8 protein-coding genes are annotated in these 7,819 nt (G+C 36.5%); 6 read left to right on the forward strand and 2 right to left on the reverse strand.

The window, feature by feature from the left end:
• Window positions 1-68: 68 nt before the first annotated feature.
• The 5 genes from AC1WHX_RS08890 to AC1WHX_RS08910 all read left to right on the forward strand — a co-directional run bounded on the left by AC1WHX_RS08890 (window position 69) and on the right by AC1WHX_RS08910 (window position 4,920).
• A complete protein-coding gene (locus AC1WHX_RS08890; protein ID WP_481229183.1) occupies window positions 69-674 on the forward strand; it encodes an acyltransferase in 606 nt (201 codons plus the stop codon).
• Window positions 675-752: 78 nt separating this feature from the next.
• Window positions 753-1,817 carry a radical SAM protein gene (locus tag AC1WHX_RS08895; protein WP_302544875.1) on the forward strand — a complete coding sequence of 355 codons (1,065 nt, stop codon included), beginning with the start codon at window positions 753-755 and terminating at the stop codon, window positions 1,815-1,817.
• Window positions 1,818-1,901: 84 nt separating this feature from the next.
• The gene (locus tag AC1WHX_RS08900) at window positions 1,902-3,017 is read left to right on the forward strand and encodes a glycosyltransferase family 4 protein (RefSeq protein ID WP_302544876.1); all 1,116 of its coding nucleotides are present in this window, start codon (window positions 1,902-1,904) and stop codon (window positions 3,015-3,017) included.
• Between the two features lie 11 nt (window positions 3,018-3,028).
• Window positions 3,029-3,442, forward strand: a complete 414-nt coding sequence (locus AC1WHX_RS08905) for a lipocalin-like domain-containing protein (protein WP_122338377.1) — start codon at window positions 3,029-3,031, stop codon at window positions 3,440-3,442.
• Between the two features lie 5 nt (window positions 3,443-3,447).
• Window positions 3,448-4,920 (forward strand): capsule assembly Wzi family protein, encoded by a 1,473-nt coding sequence (locus AC1WHX_RS08910; protein WP_303117038.1) that lies wholly within the window; start codon window positions 3,448-3,450, stop codon window positions 4,918-4,920.
• 39 nt (window positions 4,921-4,959) lie between these two features.
• On the opposite strand, the gene AC1WHX_RS08915 is transcribed toward AC1WHX_RS08910, so the two are convergent.
• Together AC1WHX_RS08915 and AC1WHX_RS08920 are read right to left on the reverse strand one after the other, a co-directional pair.
• On the reverse strand, window positions 4,960-5,805 hold the full coding sequence (locus AC1WHX_RS08915) for a hypothetical protein (RefSeq protein ID WP_278585439.1): 846 nt from the start codon (window positions 5,803-5,805) through the stop codon (window positions 4,960-4,962).
• 225 nt (window positions 5,806-6,030) lie between these two features.
• Window positions 6,031-6,735 (reverse strand): YiaD family glycine zipper/OmpA-like lipoprotein, encoded by a 705-nt coding sequence (locus AC1WHX_RS08920; RefSeq protein ID WP_122338382.1) that lies wholly within the window; start codon window positions 6,733-6,735, stop codon window positions 6,031-6,033.
• 328 nt (window positions 6,736-7,063) lie between these two features.
• Here AC1WHX_RS08920 and AC1WHX_RS08925 point away from each other — a divergent pair, with 328 nt between their 5' ends.
• On the forward strand, window positions 7,064-7,753 hold the full coding sequence (locus AC1WHX_RS08925) for a superoxide dismutase (protein ID WP_009319539.1): 690 nt from the start codon (window positions 7,064-7,066) through the stop codon (window positions 7,751-7,753).
• Window positions 7,754-7,819: the final 66 nt, after the last annotated feature.

Here is a 7,819-nt window from a genome sequence, read left to right on the forward strand (position 1 = left end):
TCCATAAACTCGGGAAAAAAGATTATAAACTTGATAAGAACCTTAGCGGCAAAGGTTTAACAATCGAGGTGTTATCTAAAATACCCTGCATTATACGGGGATCGATAAAAAAAATCGGACTAAAAAAATCTTCCGGAATATTATTTGCCGGACGTCATTGTAAACTCCGCCATAAATATCTGATTACAATTGGGAAAACTCTGACTTTAGGTGACAATGTCGAGATTAATGCACTATCAAAAAACGGAGTAAAAATAGGGAATAACGTCACTATTCTAAAAAATTCTATTATCGAATGTACCGGAGTAATCAGAGAATTAGGAGAAGGTATAGAGATAGGAGACAATGTCGGTATTTCTCAATCATGTTTTATTCAAGTACGAGGGAATGTAAGAATAGGTTCTTACGTTATTATGGGTCCCGGAGTATCTATATTTTCAGAAAATCATAATGCAGACAATACTGACGAATATATTATGAACCAAGGCGCAACCCGAAAGGGCATAACTATTGAAGATGGAGTATGGTTAGGAGCCAAATGCACAATTTTAGACGGTGTTACTATCGGTAAGCATGCGATCGTCGCGGCCGGTAGTGTCGTGACAAAAGATGTTCCTGCATATAGCATTGTCGGAGGTGTTCCTGCAAAACTTATCAAAAACCGCAAGGAATAAAATAACATCACAAATCATTCTGTAAAGAACGCTTATTTTATTATTTTTGTGCCTTATTACGATTTACAATCAAACGATATGGCAATTTCATCCCCTACAGATATGTGCATCATCACCACTTACAGGTGTCCGATGCAATGTAAAATGTGCAGTATATGGCAGAATCCGACAGAAAAAAGCAAAGAAATACAAGTAAAGGAGCTCGAAAAACTCCCCAAAGTAAAATTTGTGAATCTCACCGGAGGAGAACCATTTGTACGGGAAGATCTTGAAGAAATTGTCGAGGTAATGTTTCGAAAGTCTCCACGGGTAGTGATTTCCACATCCGGATGGTTTGAAGATAGAGTCATAAAACTGGCCGAGAAATTCCCAAACATAGGTATCAGAATCAGTATAGAGGGGCTATCATGTAAAAATGACGAATTAAGAGGAAGAGCCGGAGGTTTCGATAAGGGATTACGGACACTCATGCTCCTCAAAGAAATGGGAGTAAAAGATATTGGTTTCGGCATTACTGTTTCCAATAATAATTCCGAAGATATGCTCTCTTTATACCGCCTCTCAAAAAATTTGGGAATGGAGTTTGCCACTGCGGCATTTCATAATTCTTATTATTTCCACAAACACGACAATGTGATAACCAATACAAACGAGGTTATCGACAACTTTACCCGTTTAATTGAAATGCAAATGAAAGAAACCCACCCCAAATCATGGTTCAGAGCATTCTTCAATATGGGGCTTATCAACTACATTGAAGGAAACCGCCGCATGTTACCTTGTGAAGCCGGATTAGTAAACTTTTTCGTTGATCCCTATGGAGAAGTTTATCCATGTAATGGTCTTGAAGAAAAATATTGGCAGGAAAGTATGGGTAACATTCGAAATGTAACCGATTTTAAAGAAATTTGGGAAAGCGAACAGGCTACACGGGTAAGAGAATTAGTACGCAAATGTCCCAAAAATTGCTGGATGGTAGGAACAGCATCTCCTGTAATGAAAAAATATATTCAACATCCTTTACGCTGGGTATTAAAAAACAAATGGAGATCAATGACCGGAAGGCCCGTATGTATCGATAAAAAATGGTATGATGTAGGACAAGATCCCGAACAGGGAAATTTAAAGGAGAAAAGCAAATAATCGGTCTTCCTCAAATTCGACAAATTATATACGAAAACAGATCTTCTCTCCGTTATATATTAGTGTGTCTATCTGCATATTCCCATGAAATCTGAAAGAAAAATAAAAATCATTGTTACCGGGACAAGAGGTATTCCTGATATTTTAGGGGGAGTAGAGACGCATTGTGAAGAATTATATCCTCGTCTTGCTAATAACAAATATACAGTCACTATTGTACGACGTAGCTGTTATATTACTGATAATATTCGAATAGATAATTATAAAGGAATCTCTTTAAAAGACATTTACGCTCCCCGTAAAAAAAGTCTGGAAGCCATCGTTCACACCTTTCTGGCCATCCTATATGCAAAAAAATCACATGCCGACATCTTACACATTCATGCGATAGGTCCTTCATTGTTAATACCTTTTGCCCGGATATTAGGCTTAAAAGTAGTCATGACTCACCATGGTCCTGACTATGACCGCCAGAAATGGGGACATTTAGCCAAATGGATGCTTCGCACCGGAGAACGAATGAGTGCAAAATATGCAAATGAAATTATCGTTATTTCCAATGTAATCGACAATATTCTTCGCAAGAAATACGGTAGGAATGATGCTCACTTGATTTTCAACGGTGTAACTCTCCCTAAAAAATCCCAATCAACCTATTATATCGATCAGTTGGGATTAACTACCCATAAATATATATTAGCAATGGGAAGATTTGTCGAAGAAAAGGGGTTCGATTTACTAATAAGAGCATTCTCTGCATTGAAACAAAATAAATATAAGCTGGTAATCGCCGGAGATGCCGACCATCCTTCGGCATATTCAGAAAATCTGAAACGACAAGCTCTAGAAGAACATGTCATATTAACAGGTTTTATAAAAGGGGAAAAACTGAATGAGATAATGTCTAATGCTGCATTATTCATACTTCCTTCTTTTCATGAGGGCTTACCTATATCTCTTCTCGAGGCGATGAGTTATGATTTAGACGTGCTTGTCAGTGATATTCCGGCAAATCGGTTACCGGAACTAACTCTTGATGATTATTTCAAAACCGGCTCGATTTCCGATTTAAAAAATAAGTTACAATATAAAATCGAGAACATACAGTTTGAAAGAAAGTACGATTTGTCTTCTTATAACTGGGATAATATCGCCGAACAAGTCGATTCGGTATATCAGCTTATCCTAAACAAAAAATAATTTGAAATATAATGATAAAAAAATTTCTGCCATTATCGACCATTATTCTAACACTCCTATTTTCCGGCTGCAATAAGGATAACGAAAATCTTATCAGAGGAAAATGGCAATTAAGACACATCGATATGCCCAACAACAACCAAATATCGACAGATTCGATATTTTACAGTTTTCAGTTGAATATATTCGAATTGGCGACATTAGTACAGGGAAATGACTTTAGTGCCGAAAAAACAAACGGTATCTACACCATAAAGACAGACTCTATCTTTATGACAGTAACACCATCTTACATGGGAAATGCACTAAAAAACCCTTATTATGGATGGCATACCGCTGAAAAAAACTTTGCAATCAAAAAACTGGATCATTCGGCACTAATATTATCCTGTAATGACACCATATACACATTTCGTAAATTCTGACCTTTATGCTAAAAAAAATAATTATACTATTCCTCTTTGTTTTCTTCGGCTCTACACACAGCATTATTCATGCACAATTCTCCCTCCAATACAATGCAGAGACAAATATAATTGCAGGGAATGGCGAATTTACTCCTTTTTATTTAATGAATAATCGTGGTGGAATAATTTCATTCACCCCAAATAACGGTTATCTAAGAGCAGGTGTGAGCAAAAAAATCGATAATAACAAACGTTTTTCATATGGATTCGGTATTGATCTTATCGGATCATACAATAACGATGCAACAATCTATTTACAACAATTATACGGTGAAATAAAATATCGTTGTCTCGAACTTATGATAGGTAGTAAAGAACAATACTCCCTAATGCGTGACAGAGAACTGAGCAGCGGAAGTATGGTTTGGTCCGGGAACAGCCGTCCGATACCACAAGTATCGGTAGGAATACCTCATTTTGTCAATTTTCCGGGAACAAATGGATGGATGCAAATTAAAGGAGAAATTTCTTACGGTATATTTGTTGATGATGCTTATCAAAAAGAGCATAAAGGAGAAGGAAAACCCTACAGCAAACATGTTTTGTATCACCGTAAATATCTAATATTAAAATTTGAAAAAGAAAAACCTTTTTACGGTTCGATCGGAATAGACATGGCAGCACAATTTGGAGGAACAATATATGATAACCCCAATTTCAAAACTTCCGTAACCAAATTTCCATCAGGAATCAAAAGTTTTTTTAAAGTATTCGTACCATTATCCGGAGGTAATGATTCCCCACTAATAGACCAGGTAAACGTTACAGGCAATCACTTAGGCAGTTATCTCTTAGAAATAGGTTATCGTAAAAAAAACTGGCATGCAAAATTATATCATGAACGTTATTTTGACGATCATTCAGGCATGATCTTTAAAAACAAATGGGACGGATTATGGGGAATCGAATATCGGACAATCAAGAAAAAACCAATAACCGGTGCTGTATTCGAGATAATGAATTCAAAAGATCAAAGTGGTCCGTTCTTATTCGATAAAACAGAAGAATTGCCTCTAAAAACAAGCGGAGCTGATTTTTATTACGGACACATGGCATACAACGGGTGGACACATAGAGGACATACGATGGGAACACCGTTTATCGCTTCGCCCGGTTATAATACCGACGGATTTCTCGGATTTAAAAGTTCCAGAAGTCTGGCTTTCCACGCCGGAATAGACGGATACATATTTTCAGAGCTCTCATACAAAATTTTAGCAGGGCATCAACAAGGCTGGGGTACTGGATATTTACCTTTTACCCATATCACACATGAATTTTCAACTTTAGCAGAAATAAATTACCGACCTGAAAAAATTAAAGGTTGGACATTTCGATTATCGGGAGCATTTGATAAAGGCTCTCTGTTCGGAGATAATTGGGGAATACAAATAGGTATACAGAAAGAAGGTCTTTTGTTCAGCACAAAGAAATAAAACCGCAGAAAAATTTATCCATAACAAGTTAAACGATTCTTAAAAACAAGAAACACGAACATAAGTCCGATCATCAAAAGAACAATTTCCGGGAAGAACGCCTTTCGTACTTTTGTTATTTTTATCACAGCCTATTCCTATACACAAAGGGTCTGTTTCTATTTGAAGACAAAGAGCTTGTTCTGTTTCCTGCAATGTCCCATACAGATCAAAATAACCGTCGGTTGCCAAAACAACAGAACGATCACCAACCGGAATAATCCGGATTAAAGCATAATCGACTGGAAAACCGTCTAATACAATATAACGATACTCAGAATTATCATCTAAATTATTTTGCCACAAATACTGTCTCTTCAACATAGGATATATAAACTCCCGGCCTATATCCCGTTTCTGTAACTCCTTTATCGAAGATCCGTCCCGCAAAGCCGAACACAAAACAAAAGATCTCAGCTCAGAAAGTATAGAATCTATCTTTTTATTATTCTTAAAACAGCATTCCCCTACTTTACACTGGCAGTCACCGATAAGCCAAACTTCATTTCGAGAATGACAATAAACAGCAACACTCGCAGTTAATCTTGTCTCAGGGAATCGCTCTACAAGGTCTAAAATATGATTTGTTTTATAATACCGAATAATGCGTTCATTTATAATATTCACAAACTCTGATGCCGAAATTCCCGAAGGTAACCTCTGAACCTCATCCGAAATAATTTCCATTGCCTTCCTTCCGGTAGTAACACCATCTATCCTATAATCAGACTTGGAAGTCGCCCCATCAATCACCACAACATAATCTGGTGTTGCAACCCATCCGTCTTCACATAAGCTAGTTAAAGACTTACCTTTTACAAAGGATTCTTCTATTACAAAACTCATTTTTATAACCATTTTAATTTTTATTTTCCGATACAAAAAACCAATCAGATCATCTTTGTGTTTTTCTTAGCCTGTTTTTCTGAAAATATCAACCCAAAAAACATCCGCACAAAATTTAACAGATTCTTACAAAGAAAGACTTTTCTTTTGAAAAACCAAAAAGGTGCAGAAAGCAATATTGCTTTTCTACACCTTTTCACCAACACACACATCAAAAAAATCTATTTATTGAGCATTCTGAATCATTTCCGGAGCTGCCGTAATATATATTTCCACTCTCCGATTTTGCGCACGCCCTTCCGGAGTCGCATTCGATGCCACCGGATCATTCCAGCCGAATCCTTTTGCAGAAACACGACTCGAACGGACTCCGTCACTGATCAAGTAATTGACAACCGACTCTGCACGTTGCAGAGACAAACGTTCATTAAGTTGCTGACTTCCCGTATTGTCTGTATAACCGAAAACCTGTACATTCGTCTCTGGGTTCTGTACTAAATTTTGAGCGAGTTTACTTAAATCAGCTTTAGAAGAAGCATTTAACTGAGAAGAATTAATCGCAAATAAAATTCCATTCTCAAAAGTAACCTTTATCGCCTGCAAATTATTACTGTCTTTTACTTTCTCTATCTGTGCATTCTTTAGCTGTGCTTCAAGTTCCTGCTGCTGCTTATCCATTTTACGACCAATCAAGGCCCCCGTACCAGAGCCAACAGCAGCACCGATTAAAGAACCTATCCATGCACCTTTGCCACCTCCTACCAACGCTCCGATTCCTGCACCTGCAGCAGCACCAGAACCTGCCCCGATAGTAGCACCTTGACCGGTTTTAGACATACCTTGCCATGCAGAACATCCCGTTCCTGTCAATAGACTGACACATAGCATCATAATTATTCCATAGCGGACTTGTTTACCATATCTATTCATTATTTTCAAACTTTTGTTTTCAATAAAACAGTAAAAGGTTATAGAAAGTTCTATCTTAACTATTAAAATATATCTGCAATTTTCTCCAATAAAATCTATACGAGTTTGTTTAGACCTTGCTCGAGTCGACTTTAAAAACATTTTTCTTGTCTTCACAAGAATAACAACAGGTTACCTAAAGAATAAAAATGTAAAAAACAGATCGAAAAAAATAAAAACGAACTAACTGATTTTCTGCATCGGAAAATTTAAATTGGTTCTAAAAAAGAACCATTCTCGCTTTCTATGGTTATTATAATAAAATGTTCCTATAAAAATAAATTACCAAATGAAAAGACTAAAACAGATAACAATAGTACTGGTTTTATCAGGATTTATTTTCACTCAAAATCCATACGCCCAAAATAATATAGTAAAAACAAAATCCGAAAATAGCGAAATTGTTCTTCCTCCTCTTCCTTATGCCGAAAACGAATTAGAACCGTACATCAGTGCACAGACAGTAATGCTTCATTATGGTAAGCACCTAAAAGGCTATATTGATAATGTAAATCGTTTAATAAAAGAAATATCTAATCTGGAAGGAAAAGACTTGGAAACAATTGTCAAACAATCGGAAGGCTCTCTCTATAATAATGCCGCCCAAGCATGGAATCATATTTTTTATTTTGACGCTTTTTCTCCGCATGCACAACATTTACCATCCGGCAACTTAGAAAAACAAATAAATAAACAGTGGGGAAATTTCGAAAATTTTAAAACAGCATTCACCAATACGGCAAATAATTTATTTGGCTCAGGATGGGTATGGTTAATCAAAAATAAAAACGGAACACTGGATATTATTGGAGAAAGTAACGCAGGTAATGTTTTAAAAGGAAATGGAAAACCTCTATTAGGCGTCGATATTTGGGAACATGCTTATTATTTAGATTACCAAAACCGAAGAGCAGAACACATCGACGGACTTTGGAATATCATAGACTGGAGTATTGTAGATAGAAGATATAATGAATAAACGAATATAAACAAAAGAGGGTGACCCAAAAGTCAATAACGACTGAACGGGTCACCCTTTTTCATT

The sequence above is a fragment of the Coprobacter sp. genome, from assembly GCF_982436375.1.